The following is a 19,605-nucleotide window of genomic DNA, read 5'->3' on the forward strand; positions in this document are numbered from 1 at the left end:
TTTTTTGATCACGAGCTCGCCAATAGATCATAACGGCAAGGGGCGAAATCTCCATGAAAAAATGGAACACTCTGTTCATCGCTGCTTTTTTTATCTTTTTAACAGCCACTGTGATTACACATCCACAAGCCTCTTTGCAAGCGTCTAAAAATGGACTTGCAATGTGGTGGGAGGTTGTATTTCCATCATTGCTTCCTTTTTTTATTTTGTCCGAGCTATTAATTAGTTTCGGGATTGTCAGATTTGTCGGGGTATTATTAGAGCCATTTATGCGCCCCATCTTTCGAGTGCCTGGTGTAGGCGGATTTGTCCTAGCGATGGGAATGGCATCAGGCTTTCCTTCTGGTGCGAAATTAACCACAAGACTCAGGCAAGAAGGACAACTGACACAAATCGAAGCAGAGCGCCTCGTTTCTTTTACAAATTCATCGAACCCATTGTTTATTTTCGGTGCGGTGGCTGTTGGTTTTTTTCATCATCCAGCTTTAGGAATTGTTTTGGCCTGCGCACATTATTTAGGGAATCTCGCTGTTGGGGTGACGATGCGAGGATATAAAGCACGGCATGATGCACATCTGAGAAGCCGTAAGCAAATTTTATTCCCACCGTTTCAAGAGGCATTCAGCGCTCTTCATACAGCAAGACTCGCAGAGAAAAGACCGCTCGGCCAAATTTTAAGTGATGCGGTCATGTCATCAGTCCAAACACTCTTTATGATTGGCGGCTTTATTATCTTATTTTCTGTGTTTAGCAAAATGCTGTCAGTTGTTCATGTGACGGATCTCTTATCCATAGGGATCGGATATATGCTGCAAACGATGCACCTTCCGCCAGAATTAGATCTTGCGATGATTGCCGGTTTATTTGAAATCACATTAGGAAGTCAGCTGACAGGGTCACAGGAAGTCACCCTTCTTGCTAAAACGATTGTCGTCAGCTTTATATTAGGATTCAGCGGGTTTTCTGTTCAAGCTCAGGTCGCTGGCATTCTGGCGGCAACAGATATACGCTTTAAACCGTTTTTCTTCGCTCGTTTGCTTCACGGGATTTATGCAGCTGTTTTTGCCTTCTTATTGTTCAAGCCTCTTTATGTCTCTCGATCTGACATGGCTCTCCCAGCAGGTGCCTTTGAAGCAAGCCAGCAGGTCGTCATGTACAGCAGTGTGCTTTGGAATCAGCTTGTGACAGCTGGCCCTTTGATCACGCTATGCAGCTTGATCTTGTATACGGCGCTATACTATCAGAAATTAAAAAAAGGATGAGTGCACAGTGCACTCATCCTTTAAATTTTTCTATCAGCGCTTCTTCTACCTCTTTTGGCACAAGGTCTTTGACTGAACCATCATATTTCGCTACTTCTTTGACAATGCTTGAGCTTAAGAAGGAATACTGATTGTTGGTCATCATGAAAAACGTTTCAATGTCATCATTTAACACTTTATTCATTGATGTGCCCTGCATTTCATATTCAAAGTCTGTCACAGCTCTTAATCCGCGTAAAATGACTTTGGCTTCTTTTTGTTTCGCATAATCAACAAGCAGACCGTGAAAGGATTCGACTTTGATATTTGGCAGATCCTTCGTCGCTTGGCGAATGAGCTCACACCGTTCTTCAACGGTAAATAACGGTTTCTTGGATGAGTTATTTAGTACACATACATACACTTCATCAAAGATCTTTGCACCTCTTTTGATGATATCCAAATGGCCCAATGTGACTGGATCGAAGCTACCCGGACAAACGGCTATGTTCCCCATGCTTTAATTTCCCCGCTTTCTATAGATCGTAATACCAGTCAACCCGTACAGTTCCTGTCTTGATATGTAAAGCTGTCCAGCTTCCTCTGGCAGTATAACGTCCTTATCATGCTCACACACGATCACGCCGTCATCTGTTAATAAGGCATGCTCGTCAATCATGTCAAGAAGTGCTTTTAGCTGTTGATCTTTGTAAGGCGGATCAAGAAAGATCGCTTGAAAGGATTCCTCTCGTTTCACAACGGCTGCAAGTGCACGCTTTGCCTCGTTTCGAAACACTTCACTTTGATCAATCAGCTCCAATTGATTGAGGTTTCCTTTGATCGTTTGAATCGCCTTCATATCTCGATCAACGAATATGCAATGATCGAATCCTCTAGAAAGCGCTTCAATCCCTAAACCACCGCTTCCCGCAAATAAATCAAGGGCCCATCCGCCATCAAAATACGGGCCGATCATATTAAATATCGATTCTTTTACTTTATCTGTCGTCGGTCTTGTTGATTGACCTGGTACCGCTTTAAGTGTGCGGCCTTTTCTCGTTCCAGAGATGACTCTCATTTTTCCACCACTTTTTCTGCTTGCTTCTATTGGTTATTGTGTATGACAAAAAATCCAACATTATCTTACCACAACACTCCGCAGGGGACAATGCGCGGACTTTCATTCATTTACTATGTATAGATCAAGGAAAGCGGGGTCATACTACTTATAACAGCATCTGATGTGGTGCTGTTGCCAACCGCGGAGAAGACTTACGTTTCCCCATAAGTTCTTCCTCCGGTTTCTCCTCTCCCTTTGCCTTCTCCTTAATGAATCATTAAGAATAGAAGGACCCCGCGGGTGATGCCGCGGGGGTTTTTTTGTGTCTTTAAAAGCCCACTTTATAATCATACTCTTTTGCTTTGTCCAATTTGGATTCGTACTCTAATTTAATAAAGGGTTTATATGAAGGCTCAACACGTTTCACAAATGGCAATGAGCTGAGCTTAGCCATATGGCGCTCGAGATCATTCATATCACAATAGATCACTGCATATTTCATTTTCCGTGAAATATAGTGAACATTTCCAAATTTTCTTAGCGCCTTTGACTGCTTTAACGAATGCAGCCAAACGACCATCCCTTGACGTTTGGTTTCCATCTTTTCACCTGCCGCTTTTTCAATTCTTTTCAGTCATTATGTAAAAGACGAGACATTCAAGTCTCGTCAAGATACTTTACAGCCACAGCTGCCACCAGATCCACAGCCACCGCCGCATGATGATAGACCATCAAAATATGGGTTCCCTGTTGGAACTTTGATATATGCTGATACAGCTTGACCGATTTCAATACTAATCTCATCTAAGATGGATTGAATCGCTGTTTCTGCTTTTTTGAAATCAACCACTGTATCGTGAAGATCTAACTTTCTTTTGACCTCACGCATTTCCTTTGAGATCGTTCTATAGTCCGGATGGTATTTGCCGAACCGCTGCACATCCTCATATTGCTCTTTTACTTTTGTAAAATGGGCAATAATTTGTTGGGCTTCTTCGTCTTGCTGGAGACGCTTAAAGCAGTTGCGGTAATGTTCAGCCTCCTCCGACTGAAGAATCATGGCAGCCAATTGATTCGCTTCCTCTTGGAGCTCCACAGATTCGATTGTCGCATACATAAATGATGCACCTCCAATTCATAGTTTACCACGAAACCTATGGATCAGAAAATGCTTTTACGTCACAAATACATCCCATGTCTCTCTTTTCTGCCTATATTCTGGATGACGAGAATTGAGCACAACGGTCATTTTATGCTTTCCTTTTGAGAGATGCTTGACCACAAATGCAGCAGTATATTCATTGCCTGCACGTTTTCCGTCTACATACACTGTAAAATATCCCGCCTTCTCATCCTTTTTTAGTCGCGTAGGCTCAAGATGAAAATCTTGCAGTGTACTTTCTATATAAACAGAAGACCCCTGCACTTTGTATTTTAAAAAACCTTGCTGCTTCATTTCGCTTTGGGCTTGCTGCATCACATGTACAGCTGGATCTTGCTTTATGACTTGCTTCTCTTCATGTTGACTTTGACACCCGGTGACAAGAAAAAGCAATGCGCATATTGACAGCATCCATTTCATCATCTGATTCTCCTTTCATCTACTTTTATAGGATGCTCAGGAAATAGACATCTTAATCAACTCAAAAAAGCCTCATCCGGCTCCATTTTGATTGCGCATTGCTTGGAACATTTGAATCATCATTTCAGCCATTTGGACACTGTTACTCAACTGACTCACACGATGAGGAATGGTTTTTTCGTAAAAATTCATTTTATCTAATTCAAAGGACGATAGCTTATCAGGATGTCGAGTCAGCTGTCTGTACCAGAGAGGACGCTGTCTGATGAATTTGATTCGATCCTCTTCGGCCATGACAAACTCCAGTACTTCTTTTCGCACCAAAAGCATCCCCTTTCACTTAATCTTTCCTGAAGGAGAATGGGTGCTGACTGCCTCCAGATGAACCTTTCTTTGAGCCATTTGATGAAAATTGTCCGAGTAAGCTTTGTAAAGAGGAAATAGACTGGCTCATTTTGTTGATTTGTTCATTCATTTGATCAGCGTCCATTTTTTTCACAGCAGAAACCATTTTAGACATAAAATCGGCTTTTCCCGCTTCACTTGGCTTAGAGTCTTTTTCTTCTTTCACGTCTCCAGATTGCGTTTGCCGGTAAGGAGACCACATCTCATCTTCCTCACCAAACATGACCCAATTTTCGTATACACTTTGCCAGCTTTTTTCTTGCGTTTGCACTTCTTGAATTAACTTCGGATGGCGTCTGACGAATTGTTTAAATTCATCAATGGATGTTTGTTTTTGCTTGTTTGTCATATCCTCACCCCCCATACAAATGCCTACTATACTATATACATCAGCAGTTATTTTGGTGAGCCTCTTTTTCAATCAAAAAAACAGCTGCGATGGTGCAGCTGCTTTCGTTTAAGATGTTTTTTTAATGAAGTTTTGGGTGTAGTATTTTTCTTTCACACCGACGCCAAGGTGTGTGTAATCTTTATTTAATAACGCCTTTCTATGACCTTCACTATTGAGCCAGCCTTCTACCGCTGCAGGTCCATCTACATAATTATAGGCAATGTTTTCACCTGCGAGCTGAAATGCCACCTCGCCTCTTTCTAATCGGTCTTTCAGCGTACCGTATTTTTTAGATTCATGGGAGAAATAATGATTCTCTTTCATGTCCTCACTATGCATGAATGCCACTTCAGAGGTTTCATCATCCCACTTTAAGATCGGCAGTTTGTACTTATGACGAATAATATTGGTCATATCAAAAATTTGTTTTTGACTGGAAGCTTCGATCTCTTTCCATTTTTCACCCGATATTGCCTCTGGTTCTATCAATTGACCACGATAGACGACTTCGTATGGCTTTTGTTTCACAAATGTATCTGCGTTAAACGCCCTGATACTTGAAAGGGTGCTTTCAAACTTATCCATGTAAAGCTGAACATATACATCATCGTCCACTTTCACGGTAGGTCTTGTATTCATATCATCTTCTGAGAATTCAAAGCGGTATGAATTTTGTTCATCCTCTACATGAATGTAAGGTGCAATTTGTGTTTTTTTAAATACCTCACTTGTGGCTTGACCGATTTTAAACGGTTCAACATTGAGCCCGTCTCCTGTTGCAAACAATGTCACCACTTTACTATCCTTTACCCCTACTTGAATATAGTGCTTCTTCGATTGATTGTATATCCACCAGTCATAATCATATGCGGAAGGATCAATGCGATCTGGTTCTCCCAGCTGTTTAAGCACTTCGTTTGAAGATTTCCCCATAAAGGACATGAGCCCCTTTTTAGGGATGTTGATCGGCTTATCGCTAGATGTTTCTTCATTAGACACCTTCGGTTCATTGCTGTTTTCTTTTTCTGGTGAAGATCCATATTGAATAAACAGAACATACGTTCCAGATATAATCAGGAGGATGAGGAGTGTTTTGAGCACAGTTTTCAAATAAACACCTCCGTTAAATTGGCAAGGTACAAAAAGTACCTTCTACTGTCATTTAAACAAAACTCGCTCTATTTATCAACGACAATACAGCCTATTTAACACGAATTTAAAATATGCCCCTCTTAATGAAGAAATCCTTGCCCATGATCTTGATCCTGCTGAGAGATTTCTGTCAGTGCATCTCCTGCGCGATCATTCGATAAATCTTCGACGGATAAATCTCCAAGAGCGACAATCCCTGTTAATGCACCGTTCTTCACAACAGGAATGCGGCGAAGCTGGTGCTCTGACATCAGCCGGACAATTTCTTCAAGCGTTGCATCTTCTTCTGCTGTCAGTACTTCCTTCGTCATCAGCGAGCCTACTTCGTGTGAGTTTGGCTTTTTTTCTGCAATGCCTCTGAGTACAAGGTCACGGTCTGTCACGATACCAACGAGCTGATCTCCGTTAACCACGGGAATGGCTCCAATGTCTGCTTCTCTCATTTTGACTGCCGCTTCATACGTATTGTCATCTTGCTGACATGTCACTACTTTTTTTGTCATAATATCTTTGATTTTTTTTGTTTTCACGTTGATTCCTCCATCTGTTATTTTCTTTATTACTGTAACCAGGTTATAAAAGAACATACCTTTCACAGTTGAAAGTTTAACGCTTTCATACTATGATTGTCAGTAAAGGGAATTTTTATAAGGAGGGGTTTTGGGTGAAGTTTGAAGGTACGGGGATTGAAAAGGTAGCAGCTGACTTAAATAAATTAGATTTCATCATGGAAAGTGAAGGATTTGTACGAGCCGATCAATGGGATTATGAGCGTGTGACGTACGACAGAAAGTTTAACATGGTAGAGGGAACCTTTTATTTACGCATTTCCGGCTACGCCACCGAAGGAGATGTAGGTTCAAAAAGAGCACACATACAGCTTCTCACACCTTTACTCGGAAAACATTATTATCCGCACGGTGTTGAATACGGCGAAGGCGAAGATTTCCCTAAGTCTCTCATCCAATCAAGCAAAAAAACACTTGAACAGCTGAAAGAAAAACTAGAAGCAATGACTGCAGAAGCATAAACGAAAGCACAGCCATCCGGCTGTGCTTTTTTCATTCATATTTCGGAATCAGGGCATCTGGTACGGCATCTTTCGCTCTTTCTTTTCTTGCCCAGTCAAAGAAGACAACAGCAAGGATCGAGCCGTACACAATCTCCTGAATAATTTTCATCAAAATCGCGCCTAGCTGCTGGTCTTCTAGCAGCGGCAAGGTATGGAACATTTCAGGACCTGTGAGCGCAAGACCTGCCAGCGTATCACTTGGTACGCATAGATGCAGCGCCTGTATCCAAGCACCAGCATCAGAATAGGTTGCATAGATCGGCGCCTCACTAAACATGATGAGTGCACACGCAGGAGTCATTAATATCCCGTCTGCCATGATATAACCAAGCTTTAAAATGCCTGTAATCTGAGGCTGACTTTGGACTTTATGAACGAGCGGCCACCACATGAAAAAGGCAGCGATAAAAATGACCACTGTCATCAGCGCATGATAAAACGGATCTGTTTTCACAAAGTCAAACACAAGCGGAATATGGTACATCGAAAACAAGCCGTTAAACCCAAGCAATGCAATTAAAGGCTTGGAAAACAAACGAAACATCTGCTGAATGCCTGGTGTTTGTATGATCCGCTCCCAAATGGCCGCAGGTAATCCTGTAATAAGGAGAGGCGGAATGACTAAATAGAGCACCGCCATTTGCGCCATATGTGCGCTAAACATAATATGCCCCATTAAATCAATTGGGCTTCCTTTTACGGCGTATAACAGAACAAGCCCCGTCAGAAACAACGTTTTCTCTTTTACCGTCGCACGATGCTTCCCCTTTGTCACAAGAAGCAGATAAAGAGCAGCTGCTATGACAATACTAGTCAAATAGTAAGGGCTCCATAATGCCCGAAATCCGAATATTTCTAAGTTCTCCATTGCTGCGCCTCCTTCAAGGGCAAAGCGGGCTTACCACCAAATAATGGTCAAAAAGGCTAATACGGTAATAAACGCGACAAACACACCTGAGTAAAGAAACAATGCGGGTGTTTCATGCCCTTTTTGGTTCATGTGCATAAAATAATAAAGCTGAAAAGCCACCTGAATAACGGCAAGCAGTAAAATAAATGGTACTGCGAACCAGTTTCCTACGTCTTCAGAAGCGATTGTTAAAAAGGCAACAAAGGTTAATCCAATCATCAAGCCGAAAGAAATGAGCTGATGCTTCATTTCTTCGGCATTTTTCTTTTTACGGTATACAAGATCGACTTTAGACTGATTTGTGTTTTTATTTCCCATTCTTATCCCACCATTCCCATTAAATATACAACGGTAAAGATGAAGACCCACACAACATCAATGAAGTGCCAATACAGACTTGCCACATAATATTTCGGCGCATTGTATAAATCGAGTCCGCGTCTCATATTTCGAATCATAAGAGCGGTAATCCAGCAAAGTCCAAAGGCGACGTGAGCCCCGTGAGTTCCTACAAGTGTATAGAAGGAGGAACCAAGAGCTGAACTGGTAATGGTAAAATCATACGCATGCACATAATGATAGAACTCATAAATCTCAACCCCTAAAAATGAAGCACCTAATAGCACAGTCACACCAAGCCAAAGCTGCATCTTTTTAAAGGAAAAGTTTTTCATATGATACATTGCATACACACTCGTTAAACTGCTCGTTAGTAGTAGCATCGTGGCAATAAAGACAAGCGTGAGATCAAACATATCAGTTGTTTTTGCTCCGCCTGCATTAGAGTTTTTCAGCGCCAAATACGTGGCAAAGAGCGATGCAAACAGAACGGTTTCTCCCCCAAGAAACAACCAGAACCCGACGAACTTATTCTTTCCTTCTAACGTGGCTTTCTCAGGAGAAGCCGGAAAAGTTTCTGCTGTCATTTTTTGTGGTTCCATTATGCTTTCACCCCTTTATCATCGTCATCGGTCAAATCTTCTTTGTGAATATGGTACCCATGATCGTCTTTAAGAGAGCGAACCAGCATGGTCGCAAATGTAATGCCAAGACCAATGAGAATCACTGGAAGCCCCCAGCTATGCTCTTGACGATACATGAAGCCAAACGCTGACACAAATAGACCGAATGAGATAATGACAGGTAAGATGGAATTATTCGGCATGTGAATATCATCGAGCGGTTCAGATGCTGTCATTCCTTTTTTACCATCCATTTTTTCAATCCATAATGGATCTAGTCCTCTGACAAGCGGAAGCTGTTTAAAGTTATATTCTGGCGGAGGTGAAGACACTGCCCATTCAAGCGTTCTTCCATCTCCCCAAGGATCGCCCGATACACGCTCCCCTTTTGCTGTCGTCCAGATGATATTAATCAGCATGATGACAACAGCTACAAACATGAACAGTGCCCCAATCGTACTGACCAAGTTCCCAAGGTCTAGCCCCTGACCCGGCAAGAATGTAAAGACTCGGCGCGGCATGCCCCAAAGACCGAGAAAATGCTGGATAAAGAAGGTTAAATGGAAACCGACGAAAAACAGCACAAAGCCAATTTTCCCAAGCTTCTCATTCAGTATTTTTCCAAACATCTTCGGCCACCAGTAATGCACACCAGCTAAAATACCGAATACAACCCCGCCGATAATGACGTAGTGGAAATGCGCCACAACAAAGTACGTATCATGGAACTGATAATCTGCTGCAGCTGCTGCAAGCATGACTCCGGTTACCCCGCCAAGTAAAAACGACGGTATAAAGGCAACGGAATACAGCATTGGCGTTGTAAACTTCACATTACCGCCCCATATAGTGAGCAGCCAGTTAAATACTTTAATTCCTGTCGGCACCGCAATCGCCATTGTGGCTACAGCAAAGATGGCATTGGCAATCGGACCAAGTCCAGTTGTGAACATGTGATGCGCCCACACCATGAATCCAAGGAAACCAATCAATACAGTCGCAAACACCATCGACGAATACCCAAACAGCCTTTTTCTTGCAAACACTGGAATGATTTCAGAAAATATTCCGAATGCTGGCAGGATTAAGATATAAACTTCTGGGTGTCCGAAAATCCAGAACAAATGCTCCCAGATGATTGTATTTCCGCCGAGCTCTGGATTAAAAAAGCTCGTATCAAACATTCTATCAAGCATCAGCATCGCAAGCCCTGCAGTAAGCGGCGGGAATGCGAATAAAATCAGTGCTGAGGCGACAAATGTCGTCCAAGTAAAGAGCGGCATTCTCATATACGTCATACCAGGCGTTCTCATATTAATAATCGTTGCAAGAAAGTTGATTCCGGCAATTAGCGTACCAATACCCGCTATCTGCAACCCTAAAATATAGAAATCCATGCCGTGTCCTTCCGAATTCAGCGTGAGCGAAGCGTATGCAGTCCAGCCTGCATCAGGTGCCCCGCCCATAAACCATCCAAGATTTAAGAAAATTCCTCCGAAAAAGAACAGCCAAAAACCAAGTGAATTCACAAATGGAAACGCTACGTCACGTGCACCAATTTGAATAGGTACAACCGCATTCATTAATGCAAATAAAAGCGGCATTGCTGCAAGGAAAATCATCGTTGTTCCATGCATCGTCATGACTTCATTGTAAAACCCTGCACTTACAAAATCATTTTCAGGGATGGCTAGCTGAATACGGATTATCATCGCTTCCAGGCCGCCAATTAAAAAGAAAAATCCCCCTGCCACTAAATATAGTATGGCAATTTTTTTGTGGTCAACCGTCGTCAAGTAATCCCATAAGACAGCGCCAAACCCCCGCTTTTTAGCTATAGTACTCACCATGAAATCCCCCTCTTATCTCCCATTTGCCCCTTTTCATATAGATGTTTTAACTTTACACAGACTGTGTCTGACAGATGGCTACTTCTTGGTTGTAGAGACATATTCGGGAGCTCTTAACAAAAACTTCACATCGATTACATACCCTCTTACACATTCCTATTAGAAATTACTCGATTTTAAGTCCTTTTAAATACTCATAAAGTGCATCTGCTTCTGAGTCATTTAATTTAGGGTACGTCCCTGTCATTTTATTTCCTGGTTTAAAGCTCTCTGGATCTTTCAGCCATGCTTTCACGTTTTCTTTGTTCATGTCTTTAATTCCAGCTACTTTCGTTCGCTCTCCGAAGGTTGCAAGGTTTGGTGCTGTCCTTGCTGCTTCCGGCCGTTCGTCCCCAGGCTCTACTGCGTGACAGCTCAAGCAGTTTTTCTCTTTAAATAATTTTTCACCTTCAAGGGCAAGATCTTTTGTGGATGTAGGCTTCTTGTAATCAGCCATTTTTTTCGTCCATCCTAAAAACTCATCTTGAGAAAGCGTTTTAACTTTAAAGTCCATTAAAGCATGCGAGGGACCGCAAAGCTCCGCACATTTCCCGTAGAAATATTCTCCTGCATCTTTCGTTCGTTTTGAATCAAAGGTTAAATAAAACTTGTTTTCATTATCTGTGTTTGTATCAATTTTACCGCCAGCCGATGGAACCCAGAAAGAGTGTTTCACATCAGATGCTTTCAGCTTGAAGTAGACCTTTTGATCTGTCGGTACAATCAATTCCTGACTCGTGACAATCCCATAATCAGGGTATTCGAATTCCCACCAATATAAACTGGCTCTTACATTGACAACAAGTGTCTTTTCAGGATCTCGTTTTTTCTTATCCATAGCGCTTGTATCCCCAAGCTCAAGCGTGTATGCCACAACAGGCACAACGAGAATAATGAGGAGAAGAATCGGAATCGCTGTCCACGTAATTTCTAGGTTACGGTTCCCTTCCACCTGCTTTGGAATCGTATCTTCTCCAACTTTAGAACGTTTGAATTTAATGATGACGTAAAAGAAAATGATCGATACAACAATGACGACAAGAACCATAATGAGTGTACTCAGTACCGTTAGGAAAAATTGTTTATCTGCTACTTCCCCAACTGGTTTGAGTGTTGATAAGTATGGTTCACCACAGCCCGCCAAAACGAGCGTCAATAAGAGAAACAGTGAATAAACACGCCATTTTCTTATCATAATTTGTCCCAACCCCTTTTGCTTGATCTCCTTTGCCTTTCGCTTTTTACCTCTTATTTATAAAATCACTTTTCACCCATCCATAACCCCCGCCTCTTATAAAAGCACTTACATTTCCTGTTTTCATAAAAAAATGATGTTTTTACTCAAAATACCATCTATGTATAAACAGAAAGCCGCCTAAATAGAACTGAATATCAGGCGGCTTTCATAGTTGTTAGAAAATGTTGTGTTATAAGATATAGCCTTGTTTTGATGTGATCAAAGTGTATTTTACTCTAGAATAGTGTAATAATAATCATCGCGACGAAAAAGATGGTTAAGTAGTTTAATGAATAAACGAACATGAGCGTTGACCACTTCATGACGTCTTTCATTTTAAAGCCCATAAGGCCAATGACGAGCCATCCAATATTCAGCAATGTGCCAAGTGCTACAATCGGCCATCCTAATCCACCTAAGAAAAATGGAAGCGGGAGAAGACATGCTGTCCAAATGATGATTTGGCGCTTCGTGACTTCAAAGCCATAAACGACTGGCAGCATTGGAATACCTGCCTTACGGTAATCTTCCGTTTTCTTAATCGCAAGTGACAGGAAGTGCGGGATTTGCCAAATGAACATAATCATAAACAAAACCCAAGCCGTTGTGTCGATTGTACCTGTGACAGCTGTCCAGCCGATTAATGGCGGCACCGCACCAGATACACTTCCAATAACGGTATTAATGGTGTAATGGCGTTTAGACCACATGGTGTAAAGAACCGCATAAGTAAAGACTCCGATAAATCCAATCACTGCTGATGTGATAGTTGTCATCAGAAGCATGATGAGTCCAAGTACAACAAGCAAAATACCAAATGCATACGCTTGCCCCGGCTGAATCTTACCTGTAACCGTCGGTCTTGTTTTTGTTCTTTCCATTAATATATCAATATCACGGTCAAACGCATTATTAATGGCGCATGAACCGGCAATAATAAGAGAAGAACCAATCATTGTTAACAGCACAATATCAAGATTCCCAAGGAAACTCATCCCTGTAAAATAAAAAGCAAGCCACATTCCAGTAAATGTTGTAATGAAGTTGGAATTGACGATGCCCATTTTAATCAGAGCAAGAAAATCTTTCCAAGCTGTTGTTTCTTCTATTTGTCCATGAATAGCTGCTTCCGCGGCTGTTTTGGAATTTGCCAATGTGTATAACCTCCCTTGCCCAAACCTTCAAACAAACAATGAAACGTAAATTCGTTACAACTCTATCATACAAGATAAACAGCTGTAAAAAAACATCCTATTAAATAATAAACGACAATCTCGAAGTTATTTGTGAACTTTTAGTGAATTTATTAGGATTTATCTGTGTTTCAGAAGGCGGTGCAAAATGAAATATTCTCTCCTCTATTTCTATCAGACTGTGAAAGAAAGATCAAGCACTCTAAATCTGTAAACTTTGTGAACTAACATATCATTTTTTTGTGAACTTTGGTCATTATGAATTGCAACAGAACACGCATTTGGCTTAAACTTGAGAGCATGTGAGGTTTTTCAATTAGATCAGAAGTTTTTTAGAGAAGGTGAAATAATTTGATGAAATTTGCTTTAAGGTTATTGAGCGTGATCACAACGTTTGTGATGCTGATCGTTTTGATTGGCGGTGCGCTTGTGACGAAAACCGGCTCGGGTCTTGGCTGCGGCAGGCAGTGGCCCCTTTGCCACGGTCGTTTCTTCCCTGAAATGAACCCTGCTTCCATCATCGAATGGAGTCACCGCATGTCAACAGGGGTTTCAACCATTCTTGTCTTGGCACTGGCGGTCTTATGCTGGAAAAAGATTAGTCCAGTATTCCGTGAAACCAAATTTTTGGTCATCATGTCGATTATATTCTTACTGCTACAAGCGCTGTTAGGGGCTCTTGCCGTCGTGTTTGGTTCCAACGCACTTGTCATGGCACTGCACTTCGGTATTTCACTCATTTCTTTTGCTTCAGTGTTATTGCTTGCGCTTCTTGTATTTGAGGCAACCCGATCTGAAACAAAGCTTGTGAAGCCGCTTCATATCGGCAAAAAAATGCAGTTTCATATTTATGGTTTGATCACCTATACGTATATCGTGGTGTACACGGGTGCTTATGTGAGGCATACAAAGTCAAGCCTTGCTTGCTCTGTTTTCCCGTTTTGTTCAAAAGACGGTGCACTTCCAGCATACTTTAATCAGTGGGTGCAAATGTCTCACCGAGCAGCAGCACTTCTTTTATTCGTCTGGATATTTGTTGCGATGTTCCATGCCATGAAACATTATAAAGAACAGAAGCAGCTGTATTATGGATGGATCATTTCAGCCATTCTCATTACACTTCAAGCGATTTCAGGTGTGATGTCTGTGTATTCTCAGCTCGCACTAGGTTATGCGCTGGCTCATTCATTCTTTATTTCCTGTTTGTTTGGAGTACTCTGTTACTTCTGTCTACTCATTGCACGGTTTAAATATGAAAGCAAAGAACCATTCAAATAAGAATTTGTATCCCCCTTCCATATGGAATGGGGGATTTGTTTTATTGTTGTTTTGCTTCTTCAAATAGCGAAATGGCTTTTTTGCGTCTTTCCTGGTGGTCAACTGCCGGCAGCGGATATGTATCACCTAGCACACAGCCCGATTTCAATTGCTCATCAATCGGCATTTTACTTGGTTCATGAATCCATTTTTCATCGACACGCTCTAGCTCTGGTACATATTTTCTAATCAATTCCCCGCTCGGATCAAATCGCTTTGACTGAGTGGTCGGATTGAAAATACGGAAGTACGGCACCGCATCTGTTCCGACGGAGGCTGCCCACTGAAATCCCCCGATATTTGACGCCTCATCATAATCCACAAGTTTTTTTGCAAAATACGATTCGCCCTTTCTCCAATCAATCAAATAATCCTTTGTTAAAAATGAAGCTGTAACCATCCGCAAGCGGTTATGCATCCAGCCCTCCTCATTTAACTGTCTCATCCCTGCATCAACGAGCGGAAAACCTGTTTCTCCTTTACACCAAGCTTCAAACAGCGTCTCATCTTCATTCCATTCCATTCCTTGAAACGCCGAATTGATTTCTTTTTCTTTCATCTCAGGATAATGCGCATAAATCATATGATAAAAATCACGCCATGCCAGCTCTTTGATAAAAGTCTCTCTGCCCTCGTCTTCATAGAGTGCTTCTTCATATATCGCATGAAAGATCGTTCGAATCGAAATAGTGCCTGTTTTTAAGAACCGCGACAGCTTGCTCGTTCCAAAAACAGACGGAATATCTCGTTTCTCATGGTAACGCGTTAATCTTTTTTGGATAAATTGATGAAGCGTGTTCATCGCTTTGTCTGAGCCAATTTGATCAAACTTCCTTGAGCAGCCCTTTATCAATTCTCGCAGTTTATCATTTCCTTTTTGCGAAAGTGGCTCATCACAAATCGTATGCTCGCTGCTAAAAAATGATTTGTCAACTTTTATCACAGGCTGCTTTTCTTGCTTACGCCATGATTGATAGTATGGGGTAAACACTTGATAATGTGACCCATCTGCTTTTAAAATATCTCGCGCACCGTGAAGGTGTGTATCTTGCCATGTTGACACATGAATGCCCTTCTTTTCTAAAAAATCGGTTACTTGCTTGTCACGCCTTTGACCGATACCCACCTCATCTTCGTTAAAAAAGACGGCTTTGATGTCATACACTTCCATGACCTGCTGAAAGGCGCGCAGGACATCATCATGGAGAAGGTGAACATACACTTGAGATTCTCTCGCTTCCTTGACGAAATGCGCCAAGTTTTGAAAGAAATGTTCGTTATTTATATCTATTTCCATTTCAGTAAAGAATGGATCTAGATGATAAAGAGCCAATAATTTGTACTCGTGTTTTTTTGCATAAGTGATCGCTTTTGACAAGGCGATATGATCATCTAATCGCATATCTCGGCGAAACCAAATCACGACAATTTCCAACTTTCTTCACCTCACTCTATAGTGTAATCACTCTCGCAGGCTGCTGCACATTTTAATGCGCTCAAAAAAAGACACATCACGATGGATGTGTCTCAGATTGTAGACAAAGGGCTAAAATGATTTTTATTTTAGCCCTTTGTCTTCTTTTCAGCGTGATAGAAAACCTTTGCAGTCTAGGAAGGGCGAGCACCGGAGCGGAGCGAATTTGACATTCGTGAGCACCGAAGCGCAGACCTGACAAAGAATGCGAGGGTTTGTCTACACGCTGAAACACATCACGATGGATGTGTCTCACTTATTATTCAGGCTTTAAAACAATCAGCAGATCTCCGGTTTGAATCGGTTCTCCATTTGTCACATGTATTTCATCTACGACCGCAGTGAATGGGGCTTGTACAGTCGTCTCCATTTTCATGGCTTCATTGATCATCAAATGCTCACCTTGCGAGATTTTCTGTCCTTTTTCCACGAGCACTTTGATGACAGTGCCTGGCATTGATGCGGCAATGTGATTTGGATTTGAGCGGTCCGCCTTCATTTTTTCTTGAACGGATGATTTGATGCTTTCATCCTTAATCACGACTTCACGCGGCTGTCCATTTAGCTCAAAGTAAAGAACTCTTGTGGCATCTGGATTCGGTTCTCCAATTGACACGAGTTTAACAATGAGGGTTTTTCCTTTTTCGATTTCTACCTCGATCTCTTCACCAAGCCTCATCCCGTAGAAGAAAGTTGGTGTGTCAAGAACAGAGATGTCTCCGTAGCTTTCTGCTGTTTGGACAAATTCAGAAAAGACTTTCGGATATAAGGCATACGCAATCGCGTCTTGCTCTGTCAGCGTCAGGTCATGAGATTCTTTGAACTGCTGCTGAATAGCTTCAAAGTCAACTGGCTTCAGCTTTTCACCAGGTCTGACAGTGAGCGGTTCTTCTCCTTTTAAAATCAGCTTTTGCAATTTTTCAGGGAACCCGCCATGCGGCTGGCCTAAATAGCCTTTAAATAGCTCCACAACAGAATCAGGGAAGTCTAAAGTTGCTCCTTTTTCATAGACATCTTCCTCTGTTAAATCATTTTGCACCATATAAAGTGCCATGTCTCCGACTACTTTAGAGGAAGGTGTCACCTTCACAATATCACCAAACATGTCATTCACACGTCTGTACATTTCTTTTACTTCGTTCCAGCGGTCTCCAAGTCCGACACCTTTCGCCTGCTGCTGCAAGTTACTATACTGTCCGCCAGGCATTTCATGCTCATAAATTTCTGTATGAGGTGAATTCATGCCACTTTCGAATTCACGGTAGTATTTTCTAACAGAATCCCAATATTGAGAAAGGTGTTCGACCGATTGGACGTTCATGTCTGGCTTTCTTTCATGCCCATCTAAAGCATAGTACAGTGAGCTTGCGCTTGGCTGCGATGTGAGTCCTGCCATAGAGCTGACGGCCACATCGACAATATCAACACCTGCATCAATTGCCCTTGCATAGGTGAACAGTCCATTTCCACTCGTGTCATGTGTATGAAGATGGATAGGGATTGTGAGTTCATCTTTTAAAGCAGAGACTAACTCATAAGCTGCCTGCGGCTTTAATAATCCCGCCATATCTTTAATACCTAAAATATGTGCACCGGCAGATTCAAGCTCTTTCGCAAGAGATACATAGTACTTAAGATCATATTTCGGACGAGATGGATCGAGAATGTCCCCCGTATAACAAATGGCTGCCTCTGCCACTTTGCCTGATTCACGAACAGAATCAATGGCAAGTGTCATGCCTTTGACCCAGTTTAAGCTATCGAAAATACGGAACACGTCAATGCCTGCCTCGGCAGATTCCTTTACAAATGCTTTAATCACATTATCCGCATAGTTTGTATATCCGACAGCGTTTGATGATCTTAAAAGCATTTGGAACAACGTGTTTGGCACTTCTTGGCGAAGCTCTTTTAATCGCTGCCAAGGATCTTCTTTTAAGAAACGGTACGCAACATCAAATGTAGCACCGCCCCACATTTCCATACTAAACAGCTCTGGCCATAAACCTGCTGTCGGCTGGGCTACTTTCTTTAAATCATGAGTTCTGAAGCGGGTCGCAAGCAGAGACTGATGCGCGTCCCTAAAGGTTGTATCTGTTAAAAGGACGCTCTTTTGTTCTTTCACCCAATTGGCAAGGCCCTCAGGTCCATGCGCATCTAACAATTGTTTAGTCCCAGATGGCATCTCTTGCTTGAGCGGAAGCTTCGGTACAACAGGCTTATCAAAATGAGGCTTCTTTTTCTCCGCAATACCAGGGAATCCATTAATGGTCACGTTACCAATATAAGTCAGCATCTTCGTTCCACGGTCTTTTTGCTTAGGGAAATTAAATAGCTCTGGCGTTGAATCGATAAACGACGTATCGTATTCCCCTTTTAGAAACTTCTCATGCTTTGCCACGTTTTCAAGAAACGGAATGTTTGTTTTAATTCCGCGAATCCTGAATTCCTGTAAGTTTCGAACCATTTTAGCAGCCGCTTGGTCAAATGTGAGCGCCCATGTGGACAGCTTGACCAATAGTGAATCGTAATAAGGTGTAATGACTGCACCTTGAAAGCTGTTCCCTGTATCAAGTCGTACACCAAATCCCCCGCCTGAACGGTAGGCCATAATTTTCCCTGTGTCTGGCATAAAATCATTTAAAGGATCTTCTGTTGTAACCCTTGATTGAATGGCAAAACCATGTGTGAAAATATCTTCTTGCTTTGGTATACCGACTTCCTTGCTGTGAAGGTCATAGCCCTTTGCGACAAGAATTTGGGTTTGGACGATATCGACACCAGTGATCATTTCAGTAATCGTGTGTTCTACCTGTACCCTTGGATTGACTTCAATAAAGTAAAACTCTCCATTTGCAACAAGGAATTCTACAGTTCCTGCATTGATATATGATACATTCCGAGCCAGCTGAACAGCCGCTTCGCAAATGTCTTCACGCAGTTGATCTGTAAGAGACACACTTGGCGCCACTTCAATAACTTTTTGATGCCGCCTTTGAACAGAGCAGTCACGCTCATATAAATGAATGATATTGCCGTGATTGTCACCAATCACCTGCACCTCAATGTGTTTCGGATTTTCAATCAGTTTTTCAACGTATACTTCGTCATTTCCAAAAGCCGCTTTTGCCTCTGACTTCGCACGGTCATAGGCTTCCTTCAGCTCCTCTTTCGTTCTGACAATCCGCATACCCCGGCCGCCGCCGCCTAGTGAAGCTTTAATAATAAACGGGTAACCGTATTCTTCACCGAATTTTTCGACTTCTTCGGCCGAGTCAACTGGTCCGTCACTTCCTGGAATGACTGGAATCCCAGCTTTTTTCGCTTCTTCTCTTGCCTTTACTTTATCTCCAAACATATCTAAATGTTGAGAAGTTGGACCGATAAATTGAATGCCTTCCTCTTCGCATCGTCTTGCAAAATGAATATTTTCAGATAAAAATCCGTAACCTGGATGGATCGCATCCACATCATTTCGTTTTGCAATTTCGATGATCCCCTCGATATCAAGGTAGGCATCAATCGGTTTTTTTCCTTCTCCAACTAGATATGCTTCATCTGCTTTATAGCGATGATAAGAGCCCGAGTCTTCTTTGGAATAAATGGCTACTGTACGTAAATTGAGCTCCGTACAGGCCCTGAAGACTCTGATAGCAATTTCCCCTCTGTTTGCAACTAGAACCTTTTGAATTGTTCTCTGTGACATTTCTCACTCCTCCA

The 19,605-nt window shown here is 42.0% G+C and carries 20 protein-coding genes; 3 read left to right on the forward strand and 17 right to left on the reverse strand.

Annotated elements, in window-relative coordinates:
- Positions 1 to 53 precede the first annotated feature (53 nt).
- Positions 54 to 1,262, forward strand: a complete 1,209-nt coding sequence (gene ylbJ, locus MHH40_RS03240) for a sporulation integral membrane protein YlbJ (protein WP_003211685.1) — start codon at positions 54 to 56, stop codon at positions 1,260 to 1,262.
- Between the two features lie 13 nt (positions 1,263 to 1,275).
- Here ylbJ and coaD read toward each other — a convergent pair whose 3' ends face one another.
- The 9 genes from coaD to MHH40_RS03285 form a co-directional block, all read right to left on the reverse strand.
- Positions 1,276 to 1,758, reverse strand: a complete 483-nt coding sequence (gene coaD, locus MHH40_RS03245; RefSeq protein ID WP_044142001.1) for a pantetheine-phosphate adenylyltransferase — start codon at positions 1,756 to 1,758, stop codon at positions 1,276 to 1,278.
- A 3-nt stretch (positions 1,759 to 1,761) separates the two neighbouring features.
- Positions 1,762 to 2,319, reverse strand: a complete 558-nt coding sequence (gene rsmD / locus MHH40_RS03250; protein ID WP_003211265.1) for a 16S rRNA (guanine(966)-N(2))-methyltransferase RsmD — start codon at positions 2,317 to 2,319, stop codon at positions 1,762 to 1,764.
- 310 nt (positions 2,320 to 2,629) lie between these two features.
- Positions 2,630 to 2,902 (reverse strand): YlbG family protein, encoded by a 273-nt coding sequence (locus MHH40_RS03255; RefSeq protein WP_003212137.1) that lies wholly within the window; start codon positions 2,900 to 2,902, stop codon positions 2,630 to 2,632.
- A 66-nt stretch (positions 2,903 to 2,968) separates the two neighbouring features.
- A complete protein-coding gene (locus MHH40_RS03260) occupies positions 2,969 to 3,418 on the reverse strand; it encodes a YlbF family regulator (protein ID WP_007499807.1) in 450 nt (149 codons plus the stop codon).
- 57 nt (positions 3,419 to 3,475) lie between these two features.
- The gene (locus MHH40_RS03265) at positions 3,476 to 3,883 is read right to left on the reverse strand and encodes a hypothetical protein (protein ID WP_050945107.1); all 408 of its coding nucleotides are present in this window, start codon (positions 3,881 to 3,883) and stop codon (positions 3,476 to 3,478) included.
- 72 nt (positions 3,884 to 3,955) lie between these two features.
- Complete coding sequence (locus tag MHH40_RS03270) at positions 3,956 to 4,204, reverse strand: YlbE-like family protein (protein WP_034619936.1); 249 nt, start codon at positions 4,202 to 4,204, stop codon at positions 3,956 to 3,958.
- Between the two features lie 19 nt (positions 4,205 to 4,223).
- Positions 4,224 to 4,637, reverse strand: coding sequence for a YlbD family protein (locus MHH40_RS03275; protein ID WP_003212038.1), 414 nt, complete (start codon positions 4,635 to 4,637; stop codon positions 4,224 to 4,226).
- 108 nt (positions 4,638 to 4,745) lie between these two features.
- Complete coding sequence (locus MHH40_RS03280) at positions 4,746 to 5,789, reverse strand: CAP domain-containing protein (protein ID WP_003212349.1); 1,044 nt, start codon at positions 5,787 to 5,789, stop codon at positions 4,746 to 4,748.
- Between the two features lie 122 nt (positions 5,790 to 5,911).
- The gene (locus MHH40_RS03285; protein WP_050945467.1) at positions 5,912 to 6,334 is read right to left on the reverse strand and encodes a CBS domain-containing protein; all 423 of its coding nucleotides are present in this window, start codon (positions 6,332 to 6,334) and stop codon (positions 5,912 to 5,914) included.
- Positions 6,335 to 6,495: 161 nt separating this feature from the next.
- Between MHH40_RS03285 and MHH40_RS03290 the strand changes: the two genes are divergently transcribed.
- A complete protein-coding gene (locus MHH40_RS03290) occupies positions 6,496 to 6,861 on the forward strand; it encodes a YugN family protein (RefSeq protein ID WP_050945108.1) in 366 nt (121 codons plus the stop codon).
- Between the two features lie 31 nt (positions 6,862 to 6,892).
- Here the strand turns inward: MHH40_RS03290 and ctaG are convergent, their stop codons facing one another.
- From ctaG to cyoE, 6 genes are all read right to left on the reverse strand, one after another.
- Entirely contained in the window at positions 6,893 to 7,771 is an 879-nt protein-coding gene (ctaG, locus tag MHH40_RS03295; RefSeq protein ID WP_012009845.1) for a cytochrome c oxidase assembly factor CtaG, read from the reverse strand.
- Positions 7,772 to 7,801: 30 nt separating this feature from the next.
- Positions 7,802 to 8,131: a cytochrome c oxidase subunit IVB gene (gene ctaF / locus MHH40_RS03300; RefSeq protein ID WP_003211520.1), complete on the reverse strand. Its 330-nt coding sequence runs from the start codon at positions 8,129 to 8,131 to the stop codon at positions 7,802 to 7,804.
- Positions 8,132 to 8,133: 2 nt separating this feature from the next.
- Positions 8,134 to 8,754 (reverse strand): cytochrome c oxidase subunit III, encoded by a 621-nt coding sequence (ctaE, locus tag MHH40_RS03305; protein WP_445661688.1) that lies wholly within the window; start codon positions 8,752 to 8,754, stop codon positions 8,134 to 8,136.
- Positions 8,754 to 10,625 carry a cytochrome c oxidase subunit I gene (gene ctaD, locus MHH40_RS03310; protein ID WP_050945109.1) on the reverse strand — a complete coding sequence of 624 codons (1,872 nt, stop codon included), beginning with the start codon at positions 10,623 to 10,625 and terminating at the stop codon, positions 8,754 to 8,756. Before ctaD ends, ctaE begins: the two co-directional genes overlap by 1 nt.
- A 166-nt stretch (positions 10,626 to 10,791) precedes the next feature.
- The gene (gene coxB, locus MHH40_RS03315; protein WP_003212202.1) at positions 10,792 to 11,859 is read right to left on the reverse strand and encodes a cytochrome c oxidase subunit II; all 1,068 of its coding nucleotides are present in this window, start codon (positions 11,857 to 11,859) and stop codon (positions 10,792 to 10,794) included.
- Positions 11,860 to 12,137: 278 nt separating this feature from the next.
- On the reverse strand, positions 12,138 to 13,055 hold the full coding sequence (gene cyoE, locus MHH40_RS03320) for a heme o synthase (protein WP_003211774.1): 918 nt from the start codon (positions 13,053 to 13,055) through the stop codon (positions 12,138 to 12,140).
- A gap of 393 nt (positions 13,056 to 13,448) precedes the next feature.
- Between cyoE and MHH40_RS03325 the strand changes: the two genes are divergently transcribed.
- Positions 13,449 to 14,372 carry a COX15/CtaA family protein gene (locus MHH40_RS03325; protein WP_003210766.1) on the forward strand — a complete coding sequence of 308 codons (924 nt, stop codon included), beginning with the start codon at positions 13,449 to 13,451 and terminating at the stop codon, positions 14,370 to 14,372.
- A 40-nt stretch (positions 14,373 to 14,412) separates the two neighbouring features.
- Here MHH40_RS03325 and MHH40_RS03330 read toward each other — a convergent pair whose 3' ends face one another.
- Complete coding sequence (locus tag MHH40_RS03330) at positions 14,413 to 15,846, reverse strand: cryptochrome/photolyase family protein (protein WP_050945110.1); 1,434 nt, start codon at positions 15,844 to 15,846, stop codon at positions 14,413 to 14,415.
- A 298-nt stretch (positions 15,847 to 16,144) separates the two neighbouring features.
- The gene (gene pyc, locus MHH40_RS03335) at positions 16,145 to 19,591 is read right to left on the reverse strand and encodes a pyruvate carboxylase (RefSeq protein WP_050945111.1); all 3,447 of its coding nucleotides are present in this window, start codon (positions 19,589 to 19,591) and stop codon (positions 16,145 to 16,147) included.
- Positions 19,592 to 19,605 lie beyond the last annotated feature (14 nt).

The organism is Bacillus sp. FSL K6-2431, assembly GCF_038005165.1.
Classification (GTDB): Bacteria; Bacillota; Bacilli; order Bacillales; family Bacillaceae; genus Bacillus; species Bacillus pumilus.

What these genes read in the sequence shown, in the direction of transcription:
- coxB (WP_003212202.1), bottom strand. Translation starts at nt 11,859, where the DNA reads ATGATAAGAAAATGGCGTGTTTATTCACTGTTTCTCTTATTGACGCTC.
- MHH40_RS03275 (WP_003212038.1), bottom strand. Translation starts at nt 4,637, where the DNA reads ATGACAAACAAGCAAAAACAAACATCCATTGATGAATTTAAACAATTC.
- MHH40_RS03325 (WP_003210766.1), top strand. Translation starts at nt 13,449, where the DNA reads ATGAAATTTGCTTTAAGGTTATTGAGCGTGATCACAACGTTTGTGATG.
- ylbJ (WP_003211685.1), top strand. Translation starts at nt 54, where the DNA reads ATGAAAAAATGGAACACTCTGTTCATCGCTGCTTTTTTTATCTTTTTA.
- MHH40_RS03265 (WP_050945107.1), bottom strand. Translation starts at nt 3,883, where the DNA reads ATGAAATGGATGCTGTCAATATGCGCATTGCTTTTTCTTGTCACCGGG.
- MHH40_RS03260 (WP_007499807.1), bottom strand. Translation starts at nt 3,418, where the DNA reads ATGTATGCGACAATCGAATCTGTGGAGCTCCAAGAGGAAGCGAATCAA.
- ctaD (WP_050945109.1), bottom strand. Translation starts at nt 10,625, where the DNA reads ATGGTGAGTACTATAGCTAAAAAGCGGGGGTTTGGCGCTGTCTTATGG.
- ctaE (WP_445661688.1), bottom strand. Translation starts at nt 8,754, where the DNA reads ATGGAACCACAAAAAATGACAGCAGAAACTTTTCCGGCTTCTCCTGAG.
- MHH40_RS03285 (WP_050945467.1), bottom strand. Translation starts at nt 6,334, where the DNA reads ATGACAAAAAAAGTAGTGACATGTCAGCAAGATGACAATACGTATGAA.
- coaD (WP_044142001.1), bottom strand. Translation starts at nt 1,758, where the DNA reads ATGGGGAACATAGCCGTTTGTCCGGGTAGCTTCGATCCAGTCACATTG.
- MHH40_RS03255 (WP_003212137.1), bottom strand. Translation starts at nt 2,902, where the DNA reads ATGGAAACCAAACGTCAAGGGATGGTCGTTTGGCTGCATTCGTTAAAG.
- ctaG (WP_012009845.1), bottom strand. Translation starts at nt 7,771, where the DNA reads ATGGAGAACTTAGAAATATTCGGATTTCGGGCATTATGGAGCCCTTAC.
- pyc (WP_050945111.1), bottom strand. Translation starts at nt 19,591, where the DNA reads ATGTCACAGAGAACAATTCAAAAGGTTCTAGTTGCAAACAGAGGGGAA.
- ctaF (WP_003211520.1), bottom strand. Translation starts at nt 8,131, where the DNA reads ATGGGAAATAAAAACACAAATCAGTCTAAAGTCGATCTTGTATACCGT.
- rsmD (WP_003211265.1), bottom strand. Translation starts at nt 2,319, where the DNA reads ATGAGAGTCATCTCTGGAACGAGAAAAGGCCGCACACTTAAAGCGGTA.